The sequence below is a fragment of the Peiella sedimenti genome, assembly GCF_030504955.1.
GTDB classification, from domain to species: Bacteria; Pseudomonadota; Alphaproteobacteria; order Caulobacterales; family Caulobacteraceae; genus Brevundimonas; species Brevundimonas sedimenti.
On record NZ_JAUKTR010000005.1, the window covers coordinates 172,537 to 197,438 of the forward strand.

Annotated in this window: 21 protein-coding genes; 9 read left to right on the forward strand and 12 right to left on the reverse strand. The window is 70.5% G+C overall.

What is annotated here, in order from left to right; genetic code table 11:
* The first annotated feature begins 70 nt into the window (after positions 1-70).
* Complete coding sequence (cobT, locus tag Q0812_RS12110) at positions 71-1,927, forward strand: cobaltochelatase subunit CobT (RefSeq protein ID WP_302110598.1); 1,857 nt, start codon at positions 71-73, stop codon at positions 1,925-1,927.
* Complete coding sequence (locus tag Q0812_RS12115) at positions 1,924-2,955, forward strand: esterase-like activity of phytase family protein (protein WP_302110599.1); 1,032 nt, start codon at positions 1,924-1,926, stop codon at positions 2,953-2,955. The genes cobT and Q0812_RS12115 overlap by 4 nt, the downstream gene beginning before the upstream one ends.
* 38 nt (positions 2,956-2,993) lie before the next feature.
* On the opposite strand, the gene gcvA is transcribed toward Q0812_RS12115, so the two are convergent.
* The gene (gene gcvA / locus Q0812_RS12120; protein ID WP_302110600.1) at positions 2,994-3,887 is read right to left on the reverse strand and encodes a transcriptional regulator GcvA; all 894 of its coding nucleotides are present in this window, start codon (positions 3,885-3,887) and stop codon (positions 2,994-2,996) included.
* A gap of 168 nt (positions 3,888-4,055) precedes the next feature.
* Between gcvA and Q0812_RS12125 the strand changes: the two genes are divergently transcribed.
* Both Q0812_RS12125 and Q0812_RS12130 read left to right on the forward strand, forming a co-directional pair.
* Positions 4,056-4,418, forward strand: coding sequence for a hypothetical protein (locus Q0812_RS12125; protein ID WP_302110601.1), 363 nt, complete (start codon positions 4,056-4,058; stop codon positions 4,416-4,418).
* A 262-nt stretch (positions 4,419-4,680) separates the two neighbouring features.
* A complete protein-coding gene (locus tag Q0812_RS12130; protein WP_302110602.1) occupies positions 4,681-5,790 on the forward strand; it encodes an NAD(P)/FAD-dependent oxidoreductase in 1,110 nt (369 codons plus the stop codon).
* Between the two features lie 57 nt (positions 5,791-5,847).
* On the opposite strand, the gene Q0812_RS12135 is transcribed toward Q0812_RS12130, so the two are convergent.
* Together Q0812_RS12135 and Q0812_RS12140 are read right to left on the reverse strand one after the other, a co-directional pair.
* Positions 5,848-6,462: a glutathione S-transferase N-terminal domain-containing protein gene (locus Q0812_RS12135; protein WP_302110603.1), complete on the reverse strand. Its 615-nt coding sequence runs from the start codon at positions 6,460-6,462 to the stop codon at positions 5,848-5,850.
* Positions 6,462-6,836 (reverse strand): VOC family protein, encoded by a 375-nt coding sequence (locus tag Q0812_RS12140; protein ID WP_302110604.1) that lies wholly within the window; start codon positions 6,834-6,836, stop codon positions 6,462-6,464. Before Q0812_RS12140 ends, Q0812_RS12135 begins: the two co-directional genes overlap by 1 nt.
* A gap of 105 nt (positions 6,837-6,941) precedes the next feature.
* Here Q0812_RS12140 and Q0812_RS12145 point away from each other — a divergent pair, with 105 nt between their 5' ends.
* Positions 6,942-8,552: a serine hydrolase gene (locus tag Q0812_RS12145; protein ID WP_302110605.1), complete on the forward strand. Its 1,611-nt coding sequence runs from the start codon at positions 6,942-6,944 to the stop codon at positions 8,550-8,552.
* Here the strand turns inward: Q0812_RS12145 and Q0812_RS12150 are convergent.
* The 5 genes from Q0812_RS12150 to prmC form a co-directional block, all read right to left on the reverse strand.
* The gene (locus Q0812_RS12150) at positions 8,549-9,637 is read right to left on the reverse strand and encodes a hypothetical protein (RefSeq protein WP_302110606.1); all 1,089 of its coding nucleotides are present in this window, start codon (positions 9,635-9,637) and stop codon (positions 8,549-8,551) included. The two genes, Q0812_RS12145 and Q0812_RS12150, sit on opposite strands and share 4 nt — an antisense overlap.
* A gap of 51 nt (positions 9,638-9,688) precedes the next feature.
* Positions 9,689-10,885 carry an FAD-dependent oxidoreductase gene (locus Q0812_RS12155; RefSeq protein WP_302110607.1) on the reverse strand — a complete coding sequence of 399 codons (1,197 nt, stop codon included), beginning with the start codon at positions 10,883-10,885 and terminating at the stop codon, positions 9,689-9,691.
* Positions 10,882-11,526 carry a DUF4893 domain-containing protein gene (locus Q0812_RS12160; RefSeq protein ID WP_302110608.1) on the reverse strand — a complete coding sequence of 215 codons (645 nt, stop codon included), beginning with the start codon at positions 11,524-11,526 and terminating at the stop codon, positions 10,882-10,884. The genes Q0812_RS12155 and Q0812_RS12160 overlap by 4 nt, the downstream gene beginning before the upstream one ends.
* 66 nt (positions 11,527-11,592) lie before the next feature.
* A complete protein-coding gene (locus Q0812_RS12165; protein ID WP_302110609.1) occupies positions 11,593-12,438 on the reverse strand; it encodes a DUF4167 domain-containing protein in 846 nt (281 codons plus the stop codon).
* Between the two features lie 255 nt (positions 12,439-12,693).
* Entirely contained in the window at positions 12,694-13,581 is an 888-nt protein-coding gene (gene prmC, locus Q0812_RS12170; protein WP_302110610.1) for a peptide chain release factor N(5)-glutamine methyltransferase, read from the reverse strand.
* Positions 13,582-13,704: 123 nt separating this feature from the next.
* Between prmC and Q0812_RS12175 the strand changes: the two genes are divergently transcribed.
* Positions 13,705-14,901 carry a YihY/virulence factor BrkB family protein gene (locus Q0812_RS12175; RefSeq protein ID WP_302110611.1) on the forward strand — a complete coding sequence of 399 codons (1,197 nt, stop codon included), beginning with the start codon at positions 13,705-13,707 and terminating at the stop codon, positions 14,899-14,901.
* Here the strand turns inward: Q0812_RS12175 and Q0812_RS12180 are convergent.
* From Q0812_RS12180 to prfA, 3 genes are all read right to left on the reverse strand, one after another.
* Positions 14,873-16,477: a response regulator gene (locus Q0812_RS12180; protein ID WP_302110612.1), complete on the reverse strand. Its 1,605-nt coding sequence runs from the start codon at positions 16,475-16,477 to the stop codon at positions 14,873-14,875. The two genes, Q0812_RS12175 and Q0812_RS12180, sit on opposite strands and share 29 nt — an antisense overlap.
* Before the next feature lie 151 nt (positions 16,478-16,628).
* Positions 16,629-17,417: a class I SAM-dependent methyltransferase gene (locus Q0812_RS12185; RefSeq protein WP_302110613.1), complete on the reverse strand. Its 789-nt coding sequence runs from the start codon at positions 17,415-17,417 to the stop codon at positions 16,629-16,631.
* A 68-nt stretch (positions 17,418-17,485) separates the two neighbouring features.
* Entirely contained in the window at positions 17,486-18,559 is a 1,074-nt protein-coding gene (gene prfA, locus Q0812_RS12190) for a peptide chain release factor 1 (protein ID WP_302110614.1), read from the reverse strand.
* Between the two features lie 139 nt (positions 18,560-18,698).
* On the opposite strand from prfA, the gene Q0812_RS12195 reads away from it, so the two are divergent.
* Genes Q0812_RS12195 through Q0812_RS12205 form a run of 3 tightly spaced genes read left to right on the forward strand, consistent with a single transcriptional unit; the run spans position 18,699 to position 23,845 of the window.
* Positions 18,699-20,825: a prolyl oligopeptidase family serine peptidase gene (locus tag Q0812_RS12195; protein ID WP_302110615.1), complete on the forward strand. Its 2,127-nt coding sequence runs from the start codon at positions 18,699-18,701 to the stop codon at positions 20,823-20,825.
* A gap of 20 nt (positions 20,826-20,845) precedes the next feature.
* Positions 20,846-23,074 (forward strand): prolyl oligopeptidase family serine peptidase, encoded by a 2,229-nt coding sequence (locus Q0812_RS12200; protein ID WP_302110616.1) that lies wholly within the window; start codon positions 20,846-20,848, stop codon positions 23,072-23,074.
* Between the two features lie 54 nt (positions 23,075-23,128).
* The gene (locus tag Q0812_RS12205; protein WP_302110617.1) at positions 23,129-23,845 is read left to right on the forward strand and encodes a DUF1223 domain-containing protein; all 717 of its coding nucleotides are present in this window, start codon (positions 23,129-23,131) and stop codon (positions 23,843-23,845) included.
* A gap of 3 nt (positions 23,846-23,848) precedes the next feature.
* On the opposite strand, the gene Q0812_RS12210 is transcribed toward Q0812_RS12205, so the two are convergent.
* Positions 23,849-24,880 carry a phosphotransferase family protein gene (locus Q0812_RS12210; RefSeq protein ID WP_302110618.1) on the reverse strand — a complete coding sequence of 344 codons (1,032 nt, stop codon included), beginning with the start codon at positions 24,878-24,880 and terminating at the stop codon, positions 23,849-23,851.
* Between the last annotated feature and the right edge of the window lie 22 nt (positions 24,881-24,902).

Consider the following 24,902-nt stretch of genomic DNA (forward strand, 5'->3'; position numbering starts at 1 on the left):
TTTAGGACGCCCCACGCCTTTCGTCGAGGCGACGGATGACGCCCGGCCCCGCGCGCGCTACACGGGCGCCATGGCGGCCCCCGAAAGCCCTCAGGAACCCTTCAAGCGCGCCCTGGCCCATGCCGTGCGGGCCCTGGCCGAACAGCCGGACCTTGAGGTCGTGTTCGGCTCCGACGGCCCCAAGGTGCAGGACCGCCTGGCCACCCTGCCCCATCCGCCGCGCGACCTGATGAGCGCAGAAGCCCAGGCCCTGCGCGGCCTGGCCGACCGGCTGGCCCTGAAGCTGGCGCACCATGACGAGGGCGCGCATCGGCGCCTTCGCCCCACCTCGCCCGAGGCCGCCGAGGCCTTTGACGCCCTGGAGCAGACACGCATCGAGGCCCTCGGCGCCCAGTCCCTGGGCGGCGTGCGCGCCAACCTGGCCGCCGCCCTCGCCAGCCAGGTGGAGAAGACCGGCCTGACCCGCGCCACGGAAGCCGCGCGCGTCCCCGTGGCCCATGCCCTGGCCCTGATCGCCCGCGAGCGCCTGACCGGCGAGCCGCCGCCGGAGGCCGCGCGCGCCGCCGTCGATCTGGTCCGCCCGCGGATCGAGGGGCGCGCCGGGGCCGACCTCGACCGCCTGGCCGAGGGACTGGCCGATCAGGCCGGTTTCGCCGAGGCCGCGCGCCGCGTGCTGCGCGACCTCGACTTCGATCTTGGCGACGAACCCTCGGACAGCGCCGACGAGGAGGGCGAGGACGAGGAGGGCCAGGATCAGGAGGCCGAGACCGAACAGCCTGAAGAGCAGGAGCAGGAACAGCCCGACCAGGGCGCCCAGCAGGCCTCAGACCCCGGCGCGCCCGAATCCTCCGACGGAGAGGGCGAGGAGGGCGAGGCCCCCGCCGACGCCAAGCCTTCGGACCAGGAGAGCAGCGAGGAGGGCGAGCGCCCGTTCCGCGCCGAAACGCCCGAGGCCGCCTTCGATCCCAACGCCTATCGCGTCTTCACCAGCGCCTTTGACGAGGTGATCGACGCTGAGGAACTGTGCGATCCGCTCGAGCTGACCCGGCTGCGCGCCCTGCTCGACCACCAGCTGACCTCGCTCTCCAGCCTGGTGACCCGCCTGGCCAACCGGCTGCAGCGCCGCCTCCTGGCCCAGCAGAACCGCTCATGGATCTTTGATCTTGAGGAAGGCGCGCTCGACACGGCCCGCCTGACGCGCGTGATCGTGGATCCCACCGCGCCGCTCAGCTTCAAGGCCGAGAGCGATATGCCCTTCCGCGACACGGTGGTGACCCTGCTGCTGGATAATTCGGGGTCCATGCGCGGGCGACCCATCATGGTGGCGGCGATCTGCGCCGATATCCTGGCGCGCACCCTCGAGCGTTGCGGCGTCAAGGTGGAGATTCTCGGCTTCACCACCCGCGCCTGGAAGGGCGGCCAGAGCCGTGAACGCTGGATCCAGGCCGGGAAGCCGCCCCATCCCGGACGTCTGAACGACCTGCGCCACATCATCTACAAGGCGGCTGACCACCCCTGGCGCCGAGCCAAGAAGAACCTCGGCCTGATGATGCGCGAGGGGCTGCTCAAGGAGAACATCGACGGCGAGGCCCTGCAGTGGGCGCGCGCCCGCCTGGCGGCCCGGCCTGAGGCGCGGCGCATCCTGATGGTCATCTCCGACGGCGCGCCGGTGGACGACGCCACCCAGACCGCCAACGCCATCGGCTATCTTGACCGGCACCTGCGCCAGGTCATCGCCGAGATCGAGCGCGATGCGGCCATCGAGCTGCTGGCCATCGGCATCGGCCACGACGTGACGCGCTGGTACCGGCGCGCCGTGACCATCGTGGATGTGGAGCAGCTGGGCGGCGTCATGGTCGAGAAGCTGGCCGAATTGTTTGAAACCGAGCCCGCGCCCGCCCGGCGCGGCATGAGGAGAGCGGCGTGAGAAAGTATCTGGGGCCAGTCCTGGCCGCCCTTCTGGCCGCCTGCGCCACGACGCCCGAGGTGGGCTGGCAGGCGCGCCACGCCGCCAACGAACTGGCGCGCGAGGCCGTGCGCTTCGCCGAGCAACCCCTGCCCAACGCCTGGACGCCGGTGGAGACCACGACGGCGCCGGTGGCCCTGAACGCGCCCATCTACGAAGATGGCGGCGCGGCCCTCGTCTTTGCGGGCGGCGTCGAGATCAGATCGGACTTCAACCGCTTCCATGGCCTGTCGGACATCGACTTCGCCGCCGACGGCCGCACCTTCTGGTCCATCGTCGATGAGGGCCTTCTGGTGCGCGGCCGTGTGGTGCTGGACGCGCAGGGTCGCCTGACCGGCGTCGAGGGAATCGAGACCCGCCCCCTGACCGATCCGGACGGCCAGAGCCTGATCCCAAAGTATCTGGCCGACGCCGAAGGCATGGCCCTGACGCCTGACGGCGAACTGCTCGTCAGCTTCGAGCGGGAGCATCGCGTCTGGCGCTACGACCCCGACGACGGCCGCTGGCTGGGCGAGCGGGTCATCCCGGACTTCGCCTTCCCCGAGAACGACGGCATGGAGGGCATCGCCGCCGCCCGTCTCCAGGGCGCCTACTGGGCCACGGGCGAGAACGGCGGCTGGTGGCTGTGCCGCATCGAGGCCTGCGAGACCGTCATGGCCCCTCCCGCCGCGGCGCCCGGCGAAGACGCCCTGCGCGTCACCTCGCTGGACGCCAACCCGGTGGCGGACACCATCTTCGTGCTCGAGCGCGCCTATCACGCCAGCCGGAACACCAACACGATCCGCATTTCGCAGCTTCACGGCGCGGATCAGTCACGCGCCAATCCGTGGGAACGGCTGGCCGAGTTCACGGCGCCCGCCACGGTCGACAACTTCGAGGGCATAGCGGCCGTCCGCCGCCCGGACGGGGGCGTGCGCCTCTACATCCTCTCGGACGACAACTTCAATCCGGGACAGCGCACCCTGCTGATGGCCTTCGACGTGCGCTAGGCGGCGTATAGGGGGGCGTTTCAGGGGGGGGGGCCGTTTCAGGGGGCGACCACCTCGGCCTGGCGGAACTCCTCCACCAGCCAGTCCCGGAACCGCTCGATCAGGACGCGCTTGAGGCTGTCCTCGCGCCAGACGACGAAGTAGCCCCAGTCGACCGCGTGATCGATGTCGAACAGCCGCACCAGCCGGCCGCTCCTCAGGTCAGGCTGGGCCAGGGCCGAGCGCGCCAGGGCCACGCCCAGGCCTTCGACGGCCGCGTCCAGCATGTCGGAGCTGTCGTCGAAGACCAGCCCGCCCTGCGGCTCCTGCATCTCCAGTCCGACGATGCGGCACCACAGGGTCCAGGTGCGCATGCGGTGGCGCAGCAGCGGCACGCGCCGAAGGTCCTCCAGCGTCTCGATCCCGTGCCGGTCGCGGAAGGCGGGACTGCACACGGGCAGCAGCGTCTCCTGGAACAGAGGGTCGGCGCGCACGCGCGGCCAGCTGCCCTCGCCATAGCGCAGCGCCAGGTCGACGCCGTCGGTGGTGAAGTCCGCCAGCCGCTCCTCGCTGCGAATGTCCAGCGTCACCGACGGATAGCGGCTGGTGAACCGATCCAGACGCGGCGCCAGCATGCGACGGAAAAAGGACGACAGGGTCGAGATGACCAGGGTCGAGGGCGAGCTTTCGGCCTCCAGCCGGTTCACCGCCTGGCGCAGCAGGCCGACCGCCTCGGCCACCTCGCCGGCCAGCCGCTCGGCGGCCGGGGTCGGCGCCATGCCCCGGCCCGCGCGATGGAACAGCTTGACCCCGAACTGCTCCTCCAGGGCCCGTATCTGGTGGCTGACCGCGCCGTGGGTCACGTGCAGTTCGGCCGCCGCGCGGCTGTAGCTGCGCAGGCGCACCGCCGCCTCAAGGGCGCGCAGGGTCGATAGCGGCGGAATGTGGGCCATATGTGAGCTGCGCTATCAGAACATACGAGAAACTCTCGTTCGCCAGGACGAACGGCCACGCCTAGATAGCAGGGCATCGAAACCTTGCAAGACAAGGACGACGCGGGGAGGCGCAAGTGCGTTTCGCGCGAACGCCCAAGCCTTGCCCTGACTTAAGGGAGATTAACAATGACTCGTCTGCGTCGCCTGCCCGCCCCCGGCGTTCTCGCCGCCCTGCTGGCCATGATGGTCCTGCTGCCCATCGCCTTCGCCGCCAACGCACAGACGCCGGGCCGCCTGACGGACTCCGCCTTCATCAAGGCGTCCCAGTGCGCCGGCTGGGCCCAGGTGCTGTCCGAGGACGCCTCCATCCAGCAGCTGATCCGCGAGCAGTCCTCGCGCCGTATCGAGGTTGTCCGCAACCGCGCCGAAGCCGCTCAGGCCGACGCCGCGCGTGAGGCGCGCCGCAGCCAGGGACTGACGCGCCAAGCCCTTTCGGAGCGCCTCGCTTCCGAATGCGCCACGTTCGAACTGTCCGCACGGTCGAACTAGGCGTTCCTCCCCGCGGCCGGCCGGAGCCCCAGTCCCTCCGCGCCGGCCGCTTTTTTGGCTGGATACGCACGCCCCGGCGGCAGGGTCTAGACTTTGGACATGCAGCCTCGTCGCCCTCGCCAGGCAGCCGCCGTGGACGCCTCTACGCCGACGAACATTGGCGCGGTTTGGCGCGATCTGGCGCGGTTTGGCGCCCCGTTTTCGCTCGGCGCCCCGCCAGCTAGGCTCCCTCGCGCGTTGAGTCGCGAGGAGGACCCCCTGCATGAGCCAGTTCGACATCGACGCCGTGGTGGTGGGCGCGGGGGCGGTGGGCCTGGCCTGCGCCTACGCCCTGTCCGCGCGCGGCCTGTCGGTGATCGTGCTGGAGAAGGAGGGCGGCATCGGCCAGGGGATCTCCTCGCGCAACTCCGAGGTGATCCACGGCGGCCTCTACTACCCGGCCGGATCGCTCAAGGCCCGCTTCTGCGTCGAGGGACGGCGCAAACTCTACGCCTTCCTCGAAAAGCACGGCGTCGATTACGAGCGCTGCGGCAAGCTGGTCGTCGCGACGGAGCCTGACGAGCTCGAACGCCTGGACGCCATCCTCGCCTCGGCCCTGGCCAACGGCGTCGAGGGCATGGAGCGCCTGACCGCCGAAGAGGCGCGGGCGATGGAGCCCGAACTCCGCGCCGCCGGAGCTCTGCTGTCGCCGGAAAGCGGCGTCTTCGACAGCCACGGCTACATGCTGGCCCTGGAGGGCGAGATCGAGAAACACGGCGGCGCCATCGCGCTGAACACGCCCTTCGAGGGCGCGCGGCCTCTGCCGGACGGCGGCTTCGAGGTGCGGGCCGGGGGACCTGAACCCACCACCCTCACCACGGGCCGGCTGGTGATCGCCGCAGGTCTGGGCGCGCAGGACTGCGCGGCGCGGATCGAGAGCTTTCCGCCCGGACAGATCCCCGCCCTGCACTTCGGCAAGGGGTCCTACTTTCTCTACGCGGGCAAGGCGCCCTTCTCGCGCCTGGTCTATCCGCTGCCCATCCCCGGCGCGCTCGGCACCCACTACCGCCGCGACCTGGGCGGGCAGGCGCGCTTCGGCCCCGACCTGGAGTTCGTGGAGCACGAGGACTACACGGTCGATCCCGCGCGGGCCGACGGCTTCTACGCCTATGTGCGCCGCTTCTGGCCGGGGCTGCCGGACGGGGCGCTCAGCCCCGACTACGCCGGCATCCGGCCGAAGCTGCACGGACCGGGACAACCCCAGCCGGACTTTGTCCTGATGGATCGGGCGGGTCACGGCCTGCCGGGCCTGATGGCCCTGTTCGGGATCGAGAGCCCCGGCCTGACCTCGTCCCTCGCCATCGGCGAGGCGGTGGCGGACGCTCTGGTCTAGGGCTCTGAACCGAAATCTGAGTCTCGTCGGCGCGCGGCCTGCTCAACCGATTTCGATCTAGAGCGCCGGGTGGGTCTCGCGGAAGCTGGGCGTCTGCTCCAGCGCCTCGGACAGGCGCACCAGGTTCGGGCGGCCCACACGCCAGTCGAACTCGGGATGCCGGAAGCCGACCCAGGTGACGGCGCAGGCCGCGGTGATCACGCCCATGTCCAGCCGCTCGGGCGACAGGTTCGCCGCCTCCAGCGCATCCAGGGCGCGGCCCAGCCGGTCCCGCCAGCGGTCCATCCAGGTCTGGGAGCGCTCGCCCTCGGGCCGCCGCTTCTCCAGCACCCACTTCACGCCCATCTCCATGGCCCCATTGCCCAGGATCTCGATGCGCTTGACCGCCAGCCGCTCGGGCCCATCGAGGGGCAGCAGGCGCGGCCCGGAGCCCAGCCCGTCGAGGTACTCGCAGATCAGGGGACTGTCCGTGATCGGAAGACCGTCCTCGGCGATCAGAGCCGGAACCTGGTCCAGCGGATTGCAGGCGGCCAGATCGGGCGCGGTCCCGTAAAGGTCGACCACCACCTCTTCGACGCGGTCGGCCAGACCCTTCTCGCGCGCCACGATGCGGCACTTGCGGGCATAGGGGCTGGGGATGGTGATGTAGAGCTTCATGCGGGGACCGCCCATCAGTGCATCGTCTCCGCCACGATCTCGATCTTGTTGCCGTCCGGGTCCAGAAAGACCGTACCGAAATAGTCTGGGGCGATGTCCGGGTGCGAACCCGCGGCGCGGATCATGGTCGCTCCCCCTGCCTCGGCCGCCGCGCCGGCGGCCGCCACCGCCTGCCGGTCCGAAGCCCTGAAGGCGATATGCGCGCCCAGGCCCGCCACCTGATCGCCCGTCACCGGATAAAGCCAGAAGGCCCGCTGGCCGCCCGGGCCATAGGCCAGCTCGCGATCGTTGGACCAGGAAAGGCCCGCGCCCAGCGGCGCGAAGACCGCATCGTAGAAGCCGCGCGCTGACGCGAGATCCCGCACGCCGATGGACAGGTGGTCGAACATGGATCCTCACTCCCCGTGGCTCAGCTTGCTGAACATCGGCGCGGCGCTGGCCTTACGCAAGGCCGGGGTTAAGGTGGCGATCTTGCTGATTTGGAGAGGCGACCCATGGCCGGACGGATGACGCGCAGGCAGGCCCTGCTGACGGGCGCGGGCTTTGCGGGCGCAGCGCCGTCGCTGGCCTGGGCGCGGACGCAAGGCGCCGACGCCGCCCTGGCCGATCAGGTCGACGCCTTCGTGCGCGCGGCCCTCGCCGCGTGGCCGGACCAGCCGGGCCTCGGCGTCGCCGTGGTCAAGGACGGCGAGACCCTTCTCGCGCGGGGCTATGGCGTCAAGCGCAAGGGCTCGCCGGAGGCGGTCACCGAAACCACCCAGTTCGCCGTGGCGTCAAACACCAAGGCCATGACGGCCGCCCTGCTGGCCATGCTGGTGGACGAGGGCAAGGTCGCCTGGGACGCGCCGGTCAAGCGCTACCTGCCGGACTTCCGTCTGTCCGACCCGGTCATCACCCAGCTGATCACCGTGCGCGACCTGCTCAGCCATCGGGCGGGCTTCGGCCTCGGCGCGGGCGATCTCCTGTTCTGGCCCAACAGCGACCGGTCGCGCGAACAGGTGCTGGCCGCCGTGCCCCATGTGCCGATCGAGCACGGCTTCCGCGCCGGGTACCACTACTGCAACCTGATGTTCGTCCAGGCCGGCGCCGTGATCGAGGCGGTCACCGGCCAGCGTTTCGAGGATGTGCTGAAGACCCGCATCCTCGACCGGCTGGGCATGGGCGACACCGTCCCGCTGTGCAGTCAGGCCAGCTCGGCCTCGGCCAAGCCGCACGGCCGGGTCGGTCCGCCCTTGCGCTATCAGGGCGAGATGACGGTCCTGGCCGACAGCATCCCGGCGATCTGGAACTGGGACTCGGCCGCGGCCGCCGGCGGCGTGTGCACCACCGCCAGGGACTGGGCCCAGTGGATCAAGGTCCAGCTGGCGGCCGGCGAGGCGCCGGGCGGGCCGCGCCTGTGGAGCCAGGCCCAGGCCAACGAGATGTGGAAGCCCAACATCATCTCCGGCTCCTCGCCCGGCCCGACGGCCGAGCTGCCCGGCCGCGCCATCGCCCAGACCTATGCCCTGGGCTGGGCGGTTCAGGATTACCGCGGCGAGCGGCTGGTCACCCACGGCGGCGGCGCCCCGGGCTTCATCTCGGCCACCCTCATGCTGCCGGGCCGGAACACGGGCTTCTCGGTCTTCTCCAACGCCGAGGAGGGCCTCCTGATGCGGACCCTGCGCAGCGGAATCGCCGACATCCTGATGGGCAAGGCCGGCTTTGACTGGATCGCCGATTCCAAGCGGCTGGAGCGTGAAGGGACCGCCCGCTCGCTGACCGCCGCCGCCGAGATCGACGCCGCGCAGCGCGCCGGCGCGCAGCCCAGCCTGCCCCTGGCGGCCTATGCCGGGACCTGGCGGGACCCCTGGTACGGCGATGTGGCCATCACCCAGCGAGACGGCGGCCTGTGGCTGTCGATGACCCAAACGCCCGCCCTGCAAGGGCCGCTGGAGCCCTATGACGGCGAGACCTTCCGCACCCGCTTCCCCGACCGGCGCGAGGAGGACGCCTTCGTCACCTTCGAACTGGAGAACGGCCGCCCTGTGCGGGCGCGCATGCGCGGGGTCAGCCCCGACATCGACTTCTCGTACGACTATCAGGACCTCAGGCTGACCAGGATCTAGCGCAGGCGCACGCCCGGCGTCGGCTCCAGCACGCCGGCCACGGCCCAGCCGCCTCCGAACTCGTCGCTGACCACCAGGACCAGCTCGTTCGCGCCGGGCCTCAGATCCAGCAGCAGCGTGTCGTAAAGGCCCACCGTGCCCAAGAAGCGATAGTCCCGCGAGCCGTAGGTGTCGTCGCCGCGATATATCAGCCGCCCGTTCAGGAAGACCGACGCCTTGTCGCTGAAGCCGAAGCGGAAAGGCGCCTGGGCCGGCCGATCAGCGTAGAGAGTCAGCCGCGCCAGGGCGCTGCGCGAGCCGTCCGGCGAGGCCGAAGCGCGGGCGAGGTTGGCGATCCCTCGGGCCTCCACCTCGACGGGGGTGAAGCGAACGGCCGACAGATCGTCGGTCGCCGCCAGCGCCAGGGCTTCAGCCTCGGCCATGCCCTGCGACACCTGCCAGACGCGAACCGTCCCATCAGGGTCGGCGGGCGCCGCCTCCCTTGGCCTTGGATCAGCCATGGGCCGCGCCTCGTAGCGGAAGTCCGACACCCAGGCCTCGGCGAAGGAGGTGGACAGGCCGATGAAGCCGGCCTGCGGCTCACGCAGCAGGTCGCCGATATGCAGCGGCGGCTGGCCGTCGATGCTGACGAGCGCGGAGTCCTCGTAGACCTCGACCCGCACGGGCATCCAGGCGTCGAAGCGATAGGTCCAGGGACGGGACCAGGCCTCGCCGTAGAGGATCTGCCACGCCGTCGATCCGTTGATCACGGGCTGGTACTGGCTGGCGTCGGGATTGCCGCTCTGGTGGGGGCGAAAATAGACGTTCTCGTAGTTGGCCGCGTCTTGCCCCCGGAAGACCACGCCGGAAAAGCCGCGCGAGCGTGGAAGCGCGATGTCGAACTCGATGACGCCTGTCCGAAAGTCGGCATCGGGCAGCACGATCATCCCCGCCTGCAGGCGCAAGGCCGGGCGTCCAAGATGCACCCCGCGCTCCACGCGCGCCGCGCTCATGTCCCATCGCGGCGAGTCGAACGGCGCCGCCACGGGCTGCGCCAGAACGGGGAAGGCCCCGAGGAGGCCCAGGATCAGTATCGCCAGTCGCATGCCCATCTCCCTCACGAAGGCAAGGCTGGCACGCAGCTGGCCCAGCTCAAGTCAGGAAGCTGTAAAGGTCCGATCAGCCCGCCGCGGGTCGAGCAGCAGACCCGACACTGTCGCCGCCAGCAGACGGTCCGCCATCGGCAGGCGGGCGACCTTGCCCAGCACGTGGTCGCGCACCCACGGCAGCAGCGCGCCGTCGGCCTGATAGAAGGGCGTGAAGATCAGGCTCAGCGCCTGGTAGAGCCGCACGTGCCAGCGCCGCTCGCGGCAGTAGGCGAACAGCGCCGCCTCAAGGTCGGCCGAGCTCTCCAGCGCGCGGGCCAGCACCCAGGCATCGAGCAGTCCCATGTTCACGCCCTGGCCCAGCTGGGGGCTGGTGGCGTGGGCGGCGTCGCCGATGACCGCCACGCGGTTCGCACAGGGCCGCCCCAGGGTGTGATGCCCGTAGCGGGCCAGGGTCAGCTGATCCGCATCTTCGATCGCCGCCAGCACGGGCGCCGTCTCGGGCCAAAGGGACAGAACCTCGGCCTTCCAGGCCTCCAGACCCACCTCGCGCCACGCCCCGTACTGCGCGGGCTTCAGGCTCCAGAAGAAGGTGGCGCACCGCTCGCCGTCGGGGCCGCGTCCGCAGGGCAGAACGCCGATCATCCTGGCCGCGCCGCGATAGACCTGCTCCAGCGCCGCCGGATCGAAGGGCGCGCCAGGCTGGGGCACGGTGGTCCACAATGCGCCATAGGCCAGCTCGGTGCGGCGCGGGCGCAGGGCGGCGGCGATGGCCGACCGGGCGCCGGAAGCGTCCACCACCAGATCGAAGCCCGCGCTGGTCCAGCCCCGGCTGTCGGTCAGCCGTCCCTCGGAAGCGCCGGTGATCTCGCGGCGCGTTTCAAAGACCACGCCCTCGGCGACGCAGGCCTTGAACAGGAGATCGAACATGGCGGTCCGATGGATGCCGACGGCCGTTCGCGGGCGATTGAGCGCCGCATAGCCCACGTCCAGCACGATGCGGCGCCGACGCGCCTCGCGCCCGAACAGGCGCTGGATCGGAGCCCCCACGGCTTCGGCCTCGGCCCCCAGTTCCAGCGTGTCCAGCACATGCAGACCGGTGGGCTGAAGCATGAAGCCGGCGCCCACCGGGCGGGGCCGGTCAAAGCGTTCGTGCACGACGACGCGACGGCCCTGGCGCGCCAGCATCAACGCCAGGGCTAGGCCGCTGGGGCCCGCCCCGACGACGGCGACGTCCTTGAGGATCACGCCGGGACGAGTTCGATCAGGTCCAGGTTCGATTCGTACTGGGGCCAGGGAATGACCAGCCGCCAGCGACCGGGCGCGAAACGCTCCAGCCGCGCCACCATGTCCCGGTCGGGATTGGGGCCGTAGGACCGCGCGGGCGGCTCGTCGCCCAGGGCCATGGAGCCGAGGAAGATCATCTCGGTCCCGCTCTCAGGGAACAGCAGGCCGCTGGGCCGCTGCGAGCCCGTCAGCTTGGAGAACTTGAGCCCGTTCGGGGTGCGCTCGATGCGGCAGGCGAACCAGCCATAGACCACATAGCCCAGCCCGCCGTCGGTCTGGGAGCCCAGCTTGACCGTCCGGCAGCGGTACTCGCCCTCAGGCGGCTCCACGTCGGATAGGCGGGCGTCGGGATCGATCAGGTCTCCGGTTCCGCGAAGGTCGCCCGAGCCGTCGAAGCGGCGCGCCTGCTCAAGAGCCACGCGCCAGGCCTGATCGATGCGGGTCAGCCGGTCGCGGTCAGCCGAGGTGATGATCGAGCGCCAGTCGCGCATCACCGGACCGCTCGGCGGCGGCGGCGGCGGCGGCGGGGTCGTCGCGCAGGCGGCCAGCCAGGCCGCCAATGCGGCGGCGGCCAGGGCGCGAAGGGCTCTAGGAGGGGTCATGGGCGGCCTCGCTGACTGTGGCGACAGACAAGCGGGGCGCGGGCCGCGGGTCAAGGCGGCCGGGGTTCAGCCCTCGTCGGCGGTGGCCGCGGCCTTGCGCGGACGGCCGCGGCGGCGGGGCGCCGCTTCCTCGTCGCCCGACGGCGCTTCGGCGGCGCTCTCGTCCACGGCGGGAGCGGGCCGGGTCAGAAAGCCTGGCAGGCCCTGATCCTGGCTTTCGCCCTCATCCGCGGCGCGGGCCTCGCGACGGGGCCGGCGCTCGCGGCGGGCCTCACGCTCGCCGTTGTCCTCGGAGCGCTCGTCCGAGCGCGGCTCGATGACCTCGAGCGGATCACGCCCAGAGCGCTCGCCGCTCTCGTCGCGGCCCTCACGCGGCTCGTCGCGGTCATCGCGCGGGCGGCGGTCATCGCGATCGCGATAGCGGTCACGCCGGTCGCGGCGGCCGCCTTCGCGATTGTCCCGATCGCGGCCCTCGCGGCGATCCTCCCACTGCCGTTCCGAACGATCCTGGCGCTCGCCCTGGGCGTCGCCCTGGGTCTCGCCGCCGTCGCCGGCCTGGCCCTGGGGCTGTTCCGGCGGGGTCTGGAAGCGGGTCTCGTCCTCGAAGTCGATGTCGAAGCCCTGGGAAATCCCCTCGCGCGCGGCGATCTCGGACACGGGCCGTTGCGGCTGCAGCGTGCGCAGCAGGCGGAAGTAGTGCTCGGCGTGCTGCATGTAGTTCTCGGCCAGCACCCGGTCGCCCGAAGAGCCGGCGTCGCGCGCCAGCTGCACATAGCGCTCGTAGACCGTCTGGGCGTTGCCGCGCACCTTGATCCCCTCGGGACCTTGCGAGTCCCATGAGCGGTTGGGGTTGTTGCTCTGGCCGCCTCCGCCGCCGCCCGGCTTGCGGTTGCGGCCCCGTTGGCGCTTCATGCCCTTGAAATCTCTCATGCCTGCTACCGTTGGCTCGCGCCTGCGCGAGTCTGTCAGCCCTTTCGCCCGTCTGGTCCGGGGGCCCATCCCCCATCAGCCGAATTCGCGAAAGTCAGGAGTCTCCCCGCCTGGGCCGTGGTCCGAGAGGCGGCTGATACGCCGCCGCCCGCCGTCACGACCCGTTCGCCGCGCATTGCGTGACGGCTTTGCCGCCGCCGCGCTCTGATGGCGATTTGGTTGGAGACAGGGGCAGACTTACCCCGTCGGCCCGCCGTTTCCAAGGGGATTTTTCACGCCCGCCACGACACGGTCGCGGTCGCCGAGGTCCTTGATCACCCGCACCTGATCGGCGCCCGCATCACGGAACAGGGCGGTCACGTCCGCCCCCTGGGTCCAGCCGATCTCCACCAGGAACAGGCCGCCCGGCTTGAGCACGCGCAGAATCTCGGGCGCCAGGACGCGATAGGCGTCCAGCCCGTCCGGGCCGCCGTCCAGCGCCAGGCGCGGATCATGCTCGCGCACCTCGGGATCCAGCGTCTCGATCTCAGCCGTCGGAATGTAGGGCGGGTTCGAAACCACCAGATCGAACGAGGCGTCCGCCAGCCCATCGGCCCAGGCGGTGCGCAGAAAGGCGGCGCGCCCCTCCAGCCCCAGATTGGCGGCGTTTTCGCGGGCCACGGCCAGGGCCTCCTCCGAGATGTCCGTGCCCAGGCCCTTGGCCGCCGGCCGCTCGGCCAGGATGGCCAGCAGGATGGCGCCGGACCCCACGCCCATGTCGAGCAGGTTGAAGCCCATGCCGTCGGGAAACTGGCGCAGGGCCTCATCGACGATGACCTCGGTGTCGGGCCTCGGGACGAGCGCGGCGGGACCGAGGTTGAGCAGTATCTTCCAGAAGCCCTTGCGGCCCAGGATTCGCGCCACGGGCTCGCGCCGCTCGCGCCGCTCGAGCCAGGCGTCGAGTTGGCCTGACTGTTCCGCCGTCAGCGGACGATAGGGGTCGGTCAGAATATCAAGCCGCGTCGCGCCGGTGGCCGCTTCGAGCAGCAGCCGCGCATCGATGGCGGGGCTGTCGATATGGGCGGCCTTCAGCCGCGCCTGGGCGGCCTTCCAGGCCTGGACGAGGGTCGGAGCATCCGTGGTCATCGGCCCCAGATGCGCGCTCGCCTCCCGTTGAGCAAGGGCGGCGGGCGCGGGAACGTCAGACCCAAGCGTGGCGTTTGACGCCTCATGGCGGCGGGCAGACCCTCTTCAAAAAAGGCCTCCCTGTTGGGGCCCCTGACCGCGGCGGGCGTCGTTGCGGCGGTGGCCGGCGGCCTACTGGCGGCTCGCCGCTTCGAGGTGGCCGACCGGCTGAAGACCCGGTTGGGCAAGGGCCTGGCGCCGCCCGCTCCGCCAGCGGACGAGGACACGCCCGAGGCCTGCGCCGAGCGCGAGCCGGGCCGCGGCCGCGAGGCCGGAGCTCCGACGGCCATCCCGAAGAAGGGCTGGATGGACATCGCCTGGCGCGTGGGCCTCAGCTATTTCGGCGACCGGCTGGGCTTCATCTCGGCGGGCGTCACCTTCTTCGTGGTGCTGTCGCTGTTCCCGACCCTGCTGATGATCGTCACCTTCTACGGGTTGATCTTCGACGCCTCCAACGCCTGGGACCACATCGACTATCTTCGCGGCGTCCTGCCGCGCCAGATCGCCGACTTCATCGGCAACGAGATGCAGCGCCTGTCCATCGATCGCGGCGCCACGCTCAGCCTGACTTTGGCGGGGACGACCCTGCTGTCCCTCTGGACCGCCAGCGGGGCCGTGCGCACGCTCTTCTATGGCCTCAACGTGGCCTACCACGAGACCGAGAAGCGCAACGTCATCAAGTACGCCCTGATCTGCCTGGCCTTCACCGCCGCCGCCATCGCCGCTGTGGTTCTGGCCCTGGCCCTGGTGGTGGGCGCGCCCCTTCTGCTGGAGCCGCTGCGCCTGACCGCCGAGGTCCAGGCGCTGGAGCCGCTGCGCTGGCCCCTTCTGGCGGCGCTCTACATCGCAGCCATGACGGCCATCTACCGCTACGGTCCCTGCCGTCAGCGGGCCAGGTGGCGCTGGGTGACCCCGGGGGGAATCTTCGCCGCCGTCGGCGCTCTGGCGGTCTCGGCGGCCTTCAGCTGGTACATCAACGAACTGGCCGACTTCCGGCGCTCCTATGGCTCGCTGGGGGCCATGATGGCCTTCATGCTGTGGGTCTGGTTCAGCGTTCAGATCATCCTGCTGGGCGCCAAGCTGAACGCCGAGATTGAGCACCAGACCGCGGTCGACACCACGACCGGTCACCCCATGCCCATGGGCCAACGCGGCGCCGTGGTGGCCGACACCCTGGGCGCACGGCGCGGCGCGACCAACGCCTGGGCCTTCACCATGAAGCACGCCGAGGAGCTGTCGCGACGCCTGACCCTCAGGCGGCGACGGCCCGATCAGGACTGACGACGGCCGCCGAAAGCGCGGCCAGCAGCTGGTCAGGCCGGATCGGCTTCTGCACCACCTGGCACATGCCCGCGGCCAGATAGAGCCGCGCGTCGTCAGGATCAGCGTTGGCCGTAAGCGCGATCACCGGCGTCGCGGCCGACGGGGTGCGCGAGGCGCGGATGGCGCGGGTCGCCTCGACGCCGTCCATGCCCGGCATCTTGATGTCCATGAAGATCACGTCGAAGGCGCCTTCAACCGCGCGGTCCACCGCGTCCCGACCGTCCACGGCGGTCTCGCATTCACAGCCGGCGGCCTCAAGAAGCTTGCTCGCCACCAGCCGGTTGGTGGGATTGTCATCGGCGATCAGGACGCGCAGGCCCGAGCGCACGGGCTGGGACGTCGCCTCGACCTTGATTTCTTCGGCAGACTCCGACGCAGGCACATGGAAGAGGACGATCTCGAAGGTGAAGGCCGCACCGCAGCCCGGCGTGGAATCCACGCGAATGCCGCCGCTCAGGCTCTCGACGATCTGGCGGCAGATCGCCAGGCCCAGCCCGGCCCCGTGCCCCTTCTCACGCCCGGTCCGGAACGGTTCGAACAGGCTTTCAGCCACGTCAGGCGCGATGCCGGGGCCCGTATCGCGGACGCTGCCCCTCAGGCGCAGATGCACGCCATCCCGAACTGCCGCGATATCCACATGGACGCCGCCCTTCTCGGTGAACTTCAGGGCGTTGCCGATCAGGTTGTTGAAGACCTGCTTGATGCGCACGGCGTCGCCCAGGGCCCAGGTCCCCGGGTCCGCCTCGAGACCGATCGAGAAGCCCAGACCCTTGTGTTCGCAGGCGGGCGCCCACAGCGCTGTGAGATCCAAGGCCAGGGCGTCGAGGCTGAAGGGCTGGTCATCGAAGGTAATGGCGCCGGCCTGGGCGCGGGACAGGTCAAGCGCATCGGTCAGAAGGCGCAGCAGCGTTTCGCCGGACTCCAGAATGGCCCCGACATAAGGCCGCAGTTCGGCCTGCTCGAGGCGCTGTTCGATCAGCCGGGCCACGCCCAGAACGCCATTGAGGGGCGTACGGATCTCATGGCTCATCACGGCCAGGAATTGCGATTTGGCCCGGGAGGAGGCCGTGGCCTCCGCCTCGGCCCAGGCCAGGTCCTGGGCCAGACGCGTCATCTCCTCGGCTCTCTGGCGGTGTAACGCGTAGCCCGCCTTCATCACAGCCAGGGCCGTGCCGACGCCCAGATAGTGACCGCCGCCGTCCACGACCACGAAGCCGTGCAGCATGGCGGCCGCGTCCTTGGACAGCACGTCCCTGAAGAAGCTCTCAGTGCTCATGTCGGCCGTGGCGATCAGCGGCCGCTCGTCCATGAGCCGCTCGACCGGCCGCTTGCCGTAAAGGGCCCGACCGTACTCGGCGGCCATCTTGAGCAGCAGCGTATTGCGCTCCACCAGGCCCAGAGGCTGACCGTTCGCCCCCACCACGGCGATCGCCATGGTGTTGGGTTCCTTGAGAAACCGCTCGTAAACGTCGCCGCCCGACGCGTCCGGCGAGACCGGATCGCTGGGTTCGATGAAGTCGCCGATGCGCGCCATAGCCCCTCCGAGACACAGCGACAGCTACGCGCCGCGTCTTAAGGATGGCTGAACTCACGCTTGAAGTTATTGTGTCAGTTCAATGCGTTACCGTCCGTGGCCGGATAATGCCATTGTGCCGTGGCGGCCTCTGGAACAGGGGCCGCCCCGGTCAGGCAGGCTTGCGGAAGCGCAGGGTCATCCGGTCGCTCTCGCCCACGGCGTCGTATTCGGCGCGCTCGGCCTCGGTCAGGGGCGTTGGGCGGTCGGTGGCCACGCCGTCGCGAGGCGCGGAGTTCCGCGTGGGCGGCAGGGTCCAGACGCCGTAGGGGTGATCGCGGTCGTCGCGCGGGTTGGCGTTGATCTCGCTGCGGCCGTCCAGGACGAAGCCCGCGCGCTCGGCGGCGGCGATGACATAGGCCTCGGAGACGTAGCCGAAAGGCGCGGTGGCGTCGGGGTCGGATCCCTCGGCGGCGCGGTGCTGCTCCACGGCCAGCACGCCGCCCGGCTTAAGGATCTTGAAGAAGGTCTCCATCATGGCGTCGGTGCGGCCGCCGCGATGCCAGTTGTGGAAGGCGCGGGCCACCAGAACCATGTCCGCCGATCCGTCCGCCACGGCCTCGAAGTCCGCAAGGCGGTTGATGCCGACCCAGCGTCCGCCCGTGGCGTCGGCGTACGGCCGCAGGATGTTCGACCACCAGCCGGCGGCGCCGGGCTGGATTTCGACGACCGTCGATCCGGGCGTCAGGCCCCAGAAGGTCAGGGACTCATAGGGATGGCGGTAGACGTCGCGGGCCCTGTCGGCGGCGGGCCGGGCGTCCGAGGCGATGGCGGCCTGCAAGGCTGCGTCGGGGGCCGCGGCCGAGGCCTGTGACGCCGCCTCGCCCTCGGCCGATCGGGCGCAGGCGGTGGTGGCGGCCATGAAGGCGGCGGCGACAAGGGCGATGGGGGCGGCGCGCATCGGGGGTCTCCGGGTCAGGGGCGAACGTTCAGGCGAACCTTAGCGGTGACGGACGGCTGAGCAAGGCTTCAGCCGAACTCCTCCTCGAGCGCCGCCAGCCGGGCCGCCTGATCCTCGGCCAGCAGGGCGTCGAGGATGGGATCGATGTCGCCCTCCAGGATCTGCGGCAGGCTGTGCAGGGTCAGGCCGATGCGGTGGTCGGTCACGCGCCCTTGCGGGAAGTTGTAGGTGCGGATGCGCTCGGAGCGGTCGCCGGAGCCCACCTGGGACTTGCGCGCGTCGGCGCGGGCCCGGTCCTTTTCCTGGCGCTGCATGTCGTAGAGCCGGGCCTTGAGGTTGGCCATGGCCTTCCTGCGGTTCTCGTGCTGCGACTTTTCCGAGCTGGTGGCCACTACGCCGGTGGGCAGGTGGGTGATGCGCACGGCGGAATCGGTCTTGTTCACGTGCTGGCCGCCCGCGCCCGAGGAGCGATAGGTGTCGATGCGGATGTCCTCGTCGCGGATTTCGATCTCCACGTCCTCTACCTGGGGCAGGATGGCGACGGTGGCCGCCGAGGTGTGGATGCGTCCGCCCGCCTCGGTCACCGGCACGCGCTGGACCCGGTGCACGCCGCTTTCGAACTTCAGCCGCCCGAACACGCCGTTGCCCGTGATGGAGGCGACGATCTCCTTGTAGCCGCCCATCTCGCCTTCGGAGACGCTGTCCACCTCGACCCGCCAGCCGCGGCCTTGGGCGTAGCGGGAGTACATGCGGAAGAGGTCGCCGGCGAAGAGGGCCGCCTCATCGCCGCCGGTGCCGGCGCGCACCTCCAGGATGGCCGAGGCGTTCTCGTCGGCGTCCTTGGGCGCCAGCAGCAGCGCCACGCCCCGCTCCAGTTCGGGCAAGCGTTCCTTCAGCGCCTGGAGCTCATCGCGGGCCAGGGCCGCCATCTCGCGATCCGCGCCCTCGGCCATGGCCTCGAGTTCGGGCAGTTCGGAGCGCGCGCGGTTCAGCTCGGCCACCGCGTCGGCTACGGGCTTGAGCTCGGCGTGCTCCTTGGACAGACGCACGAGCTCGGCGCCGTCGCTGGCGGCGGACATGCGCGCCTCCACCTGCTGGAAGCGGTCGAGAACCTGGTCGAGACGGGCCTGGGGCAGTCGCACGGTCGGGGGCGGTCCTTCGGAAATCGGAGCGGCTGTTTAGCGGGGCGGGGCCGCCATGGCGAGGCCCGCGCAAGTCGGGTCCGGCTTGCCCGGCCGCCGGGCCTGTCTATGGTGGCCGGATGCAGTTCGGGAGACTTGAATGCGCGGCGGCAAACTTCTGCTCACGGCGCTGGCGATGAGCGCGGCGTTGTCTGGAACGGCGGCGGCTCAGGTGCCGGACGGCTCGGACGACCCGTTCTTCTGGCTGGAGCAGACCGAAGGCGAGCGCGTCGACGCCTGGGTGGCCGAACAGAACGGCTACAGCCTCGGCGTGCTGCAGGGCGATCCGCGCTACCAGCCTCTGCATGACCAGGCCCTCGCCATTCTTGAGGCGCGCGACCGCATCGCCGTGCCCGGCTTCAACCGCGACGGCACCATCGACAATTTCTGGCAGGACCAGACCAGCGTTCGCGGCGTCTGGCGCCGCACCACGCTGGAGAGCTACCTCTCCGACCAGCCGCAGTGGCGCACCATCCTCGACTTCGACGCCCTGGCCCGGGCCGAGAACGCCAACTGGGTCTACAAGGGCGCGACCTGCCAAACGCCCAATGACGACATCTGCCTGATCAGCCTGTCCGACGGCGGCAAGGACGCCGTCACCATCCGCGAGTTCGACGCCTCGACCGGGCGGTTCGTGGAGGGCGGTTTCGTCCTGCCGGAGTCCAAGGGCGGCGCGACCTGGCTGAGCAACGACGAACTGCTCGTCTATCGCGACTTCGGCGAAGGCTCGCTCAGCACGTCCGGCTATCCGCTGGTGGTCAAGCGCCTGCGCCGCGGCCAGAGTCTGGATCAGGCTGTCGAAATCTATCGCGGCCAGCCGGACGATCTGGCCGCCAGCGCCTACACCCTGCGCGATCCTGACGGGCGTCTGCGGGCCGTGATCGTCGAGCGCACCATCGCCTACTACAACTCCGAGCGGTTCGTTCTGACGCCCGAGGGGCTCAAGCCCTTCGCCTTGCCGCGCGACGCCGAGGTGCAGGCCCTGCTGGGCGACCGCCTGATCGTGCGCCTGCTCAGCGACTGGGCCATGCCGTCGGGCGACAGCTTCCGCCAGGGCGACCTGGTGGCCGTGGACCTTGACGCCTTCATCGCCGATCCCGCCACGGCCAGGGGCGAGCTGGTGCTGCGGCCCGGCGCCCGCGACTCCATCCAGGACGTGACCACCACCCGCAATCAGCTGCTGGTGTCGCTGTACGAGAACGTGCGCGGCTCGATCTATGTGTTGCGGCCCGAGGGCGCGACCGAGGCCGGCTGGACGCGCACCCGCCTGCCCCTGCCTGAGAACGTGTCGGTGGGGCTGGGCTCCACCAGCGAGACCACCGACCAGCTGTTTGTGAACGTCACGGGCTACCTGACCCCGCCGACCCTCTATCTCGCGGACGCCGCGGCGGCGCAGACCCAGGTGGCCAAGACCTCGCCCGAACGCTTCAGCGCCGAGGGCCTGACCGTCGAGCAGTTCCAGGCCCGATCGGCCGACGGGACCATGGTCCCCTACTTCGTCGTGCATCGCGCCGACATGCCGCTGAACGGCGCCACGCCCACCCTGCTTTACGGTTACGGCGGCTTCCAGAACGCGCTCCTGCCCGGCTATTCGGCCACGGTCGGCAAGCTGTGGCTGGAGCGTGGCGGCGCCTATGTGGTGGCCAATATCCGCGGCGGCGGCGAGTTCGGGCCGGCCTGGCACCAGGCCGCTCTGCGCCAGAACCGCCAGCGCACGCATGAGGACTTCATTGCCGTGGCCGAGGACCTGATCGCGCGTCAGATCACCTCGCCCCGGCGCCTCGGCATGATGGGCGGCAGCCAGGGCGGGCTTCTGGTCGGCGCCGTGCTGACCCAGCGGCCCGAGCTGTTCAACGCCGCCGTCATCCAGGTGCCGCTGTTCGACATGCTGCGCTACACCCAGATCGGGGCCGGGGCCTCGTGGCGGGGCGAGTATGGCGACCCCGCCATCCCTGAGCAGCGCGCCTGGATCGAGGAATACTCGCCTTACCAGCGCTTGCAGGCAGGACAGCCCTACCCCGAGGTGTTCATCCACACCTCGACCAAGGATGACCGCGTGCATCCGTCGCATGGGCGCAAAGCGGCCGCGCGTCTGGATCAGCTGGGCTATCCGGTGCTGTACTACGAGAACACGGACGGCGGTCACGCCGCGGGCGCCAACCTGCGCGAGACGGCGCGCCGCATGGCGCTGGAATACACCTACCTGACCCGCCGCCTGATGGACTGACGGACAAGCCAAGGACGACCATGACCCGCACCCTCCTGCTCGCCGCCTGCTCGGCCCTGACCCTGTCCGCCTGCGCCTCCATGAGCGACGCGGATGCCGGCGCCGCCGCGAACGCCGCCGCCGCCGCCGCCGCGGCGGCAGCTGCGATGGCGGCCGATCAGGCCGCTACGCCGCCCGGCATGCCCGCCGACCTCAGCCCGGCCGCCGTCGCCGCCGCCGACCCCTACATCTGGCTGGAGGATGTGCGCGGCGCCCGCTCCATGGCCTTTGTCGAGCAGCAGAACGCCCGCACGGCCGCCCGCCTGGAGCAGGATCCGCGCTACGAACAGTTCCGGCAGGAGGCCCTGGCCATCTTCTCGGCCCAGGACCGCATCCCCACGCCCGAGCTGCTGGGCGGCATGGTCTACAACTTCTGGCAGGACGCCGAGCACCCGCGCGGCGTCTGGCGCCGCACGTCAGAGGCTTCTTACCGCTCGGGCAATCCGCAGTGGGAGACGGTGCTGGACATCGACGCCCTGGCCCAGGCCGAGGGCAAGGACCTGTTCTACAAGGGCGCCGACTGTCTGGCCCCCGACGAGACCCGCTGCCTGATCAGCCTGTCGGAAGGCGGCGGCGACACGGTCGAGGTGCGCGAGTTCGACACCCAGGCCAAGGCCTTCGTCCAGGGCGGCTTCCATCTCGCGCCCGGCAAGCACCGCCTCGACTGGGAGAGCCAGGACACCATCCTGGCGGCCTACGCCGGGGAGGGCTCGGTCCTGACGGAGTCCGGCTATCCCTTCACGGTCAAGCGCCTGCGCCGCGGCCAGACCTGGGATCAGGGCGAGGTGGTCTACGCCGGCGACCAGTCCGACGGCGGGTACGGCGTCTATTCCACCGTCTACCGCGACGGCGAGGGGCGGCCCCTGGCCACCATCTTCAGCCGTCCGCTGGACACCTACCGCCAGGAAACCTGGCGGCTGACCGAAACCGGCCCGGTCAAGCTGAACCTGCCCGCGCGCCTGAACGTCTTCGGCGTCATCGGCGACCGGCTGATCTTCCAGAACGACGAGGCCTGGACGCTTGGCGGCAAGACCTATGCGGCGGGGACCATCATCGCCGCGCCCCTGTCGGCGCTCGAAGGCGCGGCGACGGACGCCTCGCGCGACTTCACCGTCTTCGCCCCCACGGACCGCCAGGGACTGGACGGCGTGGCCGTGCTGGAGGGCTCCATCGTCGCCGTCCTCTACGACAATGTGCGTGGCGGTCTGGTGCGCTTCAGCCGCAACGGCGACCGGTGGATGCGCACCGATCTGATTCCGCACGACAACATCTCGGTCCATCTGGTGGATTCCAGCCGCGGCTCGGGAACGGTGCTGTTCTCGACCGAGGGGCTGCTGACGCCGCCGACCCTGATGGGCGCCAACGTCGACACCGGTCAGGTCCAGGCCATCGCCCAGGCGCCGGCTCGCTTCGACGCCTCGACCCACGTGGTCGAGCAGTTCGAGGCCGTGTCCAGCGACGGCACGCGCATCCCCTACTTCCTGGCCCGTCCCCGGAGCATGACCCTCGACGGCTCCACCCCGACCATCCTCTACGGCTATGGCGGCTTCCAGGTTTCCAAGCCCTCCATCTACGTGCCCGAGATGGGCAAGATCTGGCTGGAGCGCGGCGGCGCCTATGTCATCGCCAACATCCGGGGCGGCGGCGAGTTCGGCCCCCGCTGGCACCAGGACGTACTGCGCGAACGTCGCCAGCTGGCCTTCGATGACTACGCCGCCGTGGCCCAGGACCTGATCGACCGCGGCGTCACCAGCCCCGACCATCTGGGCATCTACGGGCGATCGAACGGCGGCGTGCTGACCAGCGTCTTCGTCAACCAGCACCCCGACCTGATCGACGCGGCGGTGATCGAGAGCCCGCTGATCGACATGCTGCGTTATCACGAGATGCCCGCCGGGGCCTCGTGGATCGGCGAGTACGGCGACCCCCGCGTGCCCGGCGACGCCGCCTTCATCTCGCGCTATTCGGCCTATCAGAACCTGCGGCCCGACGCCGACCTGCCCGAGGTCTACATCACCACCAATACCGGCGATGACCGGGTGCATCCGGGTCACGCGCGCAAGTACGCCGCCCGTCTGGCCGAGCAGGGCCACGACTACCTCCTCTATGAGGACACCTCGGGCGGCCACTCCTATGACGCCGACCCGCGCGCCAATGCGCGGCGCTGGGCCCGGCACTACGTCTATCTGTCGCAGCGCCTGATGGACTGATCTCACGGCAAGGTGAGCGGCCCACCCGCCCACCTTGCTTTAGTCATGGAAGCCATGCGCGTCCGCTTCGCTATCGCTCTCCTGCTGCTCGCCGCCTTCGGCCTGCCCGCCAAGGCTCAGGAGGGGCGTGAGCGGCCCCTGACCGTGGTCGAGCTGTTCACGGCGCAGGGCTGCGACGGCTGTCCCGACGCCAACGCCTACGCCGCCGGCCTGGCCAGGAACCCGGACCTGATCGTGCTGACCTACGGCGTCGACTACTGGGACTATCTGGGCTGGGAGGACACCTTCGCCAGGCCCGAGTTCGTCGAGCGCCAGCGGGCCTATCGCGCTGCGCTCCGCCAGCGGGACATCTACACGCCCCAGGTGGTGATCAACGGCCACGGCCAGGCGCCGGGCGTCCGGGCCGAGGCGCTGGACACGCTGCTTGGCGAAGAACGGGGGCGTCCCCGCGCGGTGATCGACACGCGCTTTCAGAACGACGGCCAGCGCATCGCCGTGGGCTCGGGCCGGGCCCCGCGCGGCGGCGCCGACGTCTGGCTGGTGCGGTACCAGGCTGAGGTCGACCCCGTGCTCGTGCGGCGGGGCGAAAATCGCGGGGTCAGCGTTCCCCACGCCAATGTGGTGCGCGAACTGGCGGACATCGGCGACTGGCGCGGTCGCGCGGCCAGCTATGACCTTCCCGAGCCTTCAGTGCCGGGCCTGACGACCGTGGTGCTGGTCCAGGCCCGCGCCACGGGCGAAATCCTCGCCGCCGACCGCCTCGACCCTTAAGCCTTAAGCGCCCGCCTTGACGGCGAAGGACAGGGCGGCCTCCGCCAGCAGCGGCGCCTGGGCCGCCGTGGCCCTGGCCTCGGCGCTGGCCGCGGTCCCGTCGCGGATGCGCCCGGCGATGCCCTGGCAGATCGCCGCCAGCCGGAACAGGTTGTAGGCCATCAGCCAGTCCAGCGAGACGGTCAGCCTGCGCCCGGTGCGGGCCTGATACCGCTCGACCATTTCCTGCGCCGTCGGCAGGCCTTCTGCGGTCAGGTCCAGCCCGGCCAGGCCGTTACGCTGCGACGACGGGATCACCCAGGCGATCAGCAGGTAGCCCAGGTCCGCCATGGGGTCGCCCAGGGTCGACAGCTCCCAGTCCAGCACCGCCAGCACCTGGGGCCGATCGGCGGCGAAGATCATGTTGTCCAGTCGGAAGTCGCCATGGACGATGCGCGCCTCGCCCTCGGGCGGCAGGGTCCTGGGCAGCCACTCGATCAGCCGGTCCATGGCGGGCAGGGGGTCGGTCTCCGACGCGCGGTACTGGCGCGACCAGCGATCGACCTGACGGGCGAAATAGGCGCCCGGCTTGCCGTAGTCGCCCAGGCCAACCTCGGCGGGATCAATCCGGTGCAGATCGGCCAGGGTATCGATCTGGGCCTCATAGATCGGCCGCCGCGCCGCGCGCGCCAGTTCCGGCAGGGCCAGGGTCCAGAAGATGCGACCTTCCACGTAATCCATGACGTAGAAGGGCGCCCCGACCAGGGCCGGACCCTCCTCGTAGCCGACCGGCCTGGGAACCGGGAAACCGGCGCCCGACAGGGCCGAGATCACTCGAAACTCACGGTCCACCGCGTGCGCCGAGGGCAGCAGCGGCCCCGTCGGCTTGCGGCGCAGCACCCATCGGCCCGAGGGCGAAACCAGCGCATAGGTCGGGTTCGACTGACCGCCCGAGAACCGCTCCAGCGCCACCGGGCCTTCGAAACCAGGCACGCGCGCGGCCATCCATCGGGCCAGGCCCTCCAGGTCGGGCGCGGGATCGGCGGTCGAGCTCATGCGCTTCCCAATACCTTACTTT